The organism is Poseidonocella sp. HB161398, assembly GCF_005870025.1.
Taxonomy (GTDB): domain Bacteria; phylum Pseudomonadota; class Alphaproteobacteria; order Rhodobacterales; family Rhodobacteraceae; genus Mangrovicoccus.
In genome coordinates this window covers 1-1050 of record NZ_VATA01000231.1, presented here as the reverse complement: position 1 = coordinate 1050, position 1050 = coordinate 1, and the positions used below count along the sequence as shown (strand labels likewise).

The following is a 1050-nucleotide window of genomic DNA, read 5'->3' as shown; positions in this document are numbered from 1 at the left end:
GGCCTTGTTGCACAAATCGTGCGAGGGATTCACTGCATGAATCCAGCATGATAGCCGGTAGGCATGAGCAGTTGGGCCCCTACGAAGTACAAGACCACGAATTGGTCGGCTTACAATGACGCGTTGAAGCGGCGTGGATCGCTGACGATCTGGTTTGATCCAGACATGACGTGGCGAGCACCACCGACTGGCAAACGCGGCCGGCAGCCGAGCTTCAGCGACGCAGCGATCCAGACGTGCCTGACGATGAAGGTGCTGTTTGGCATGCCGTTGCGGCAAACGACGGGGTTCGTGCAAAGCCTTCTGAAGCTTGTCGGCTTGGATTGGGTGGTGCCGGATTTCAGTACCCTGTGTCGCCGCCAACGAACGCTGAATGTGGCGATCCCGTACCGTGGCGGAGCGGGCCCGTTGAACCTGCTGATCGACAGCACAGGTATCAAGGCCGAGGGCGAAGGCGAGTGGAATGCCCGCAAACATGGTGGCTCCAAGCGGCGCATCTGGCGCAAGATACACATCGGAGTTGACGAGGAAACGCTGGAAGTCCGGGCTGTCGAGGTCACCGGCAGCAACATCGGCGATGCACCCATCCTGCCCGAACTTCTGGACCAGATTGCGGCTGATGAGCAGATCGGTTCCGTGACCGCCGATGGCGCCTACGACACGCGCAAATGTCATGAAGCGATCGCCGCTCGCGGTGCCGCCGCAATCATCCCGCCACGCAAGAACGCCAAGCCCTGGAACCCGACGAGCCCCGGTGCCATCGCGCGCAACGAAGCTCTCCGCGCCTCGAAGTACCTCGGCCGAGCCATCTGGCGACGATGGAGCGGCTACCATCGCCGGAGCCGGGTCGAAAGCAAGATGAATTGCATCAAGCTGCTTGGCCAGTCACTGATGGCTCGAGACTTCGACCGCCAGGTCGCGGAGCTGCAAGTCCGCATCGCCGTGCTAAATGGCTACACCGCGCTCGGCATACCCGTCACTGTGGCCGTAGGATAAGTCCGTCCGGGGAAAGGGGAACCGCGCTCAGCCCCCGATTTGTGCAACAAGGCC

General features: G+C 61.5%; 1 protein-coding gene. It reads left to right on the top strand.

The genetic code is table 11. The features are described 5' to 3' along the window. Positions 1 to 63 precede the first annotated feature (63 nt). Positions 64 to 996 carry an IS5 family transposase gene (locus FGX59_RS36965; RefSeq protein ID WP_138473488.1) on the top strand — a complete coding sequence of 311 codons (933 nt, stop codon included), beginning with the start codon at positions 64 to 66 and terminating at the stop codon, positions 994 to 996. The last annotated feature ends 54 nt before the right edge of the window (positions 997 to 1050 follow it).

Coding starts and splice junctions, on each gene's coding strand:
- FGX59_RS36965 (WP_138473488.1), top strand. CDS start 64: ATGAGCAGTTGGGCCCCTACGAAGTACAAGACCACGAATTGGTCGGCT.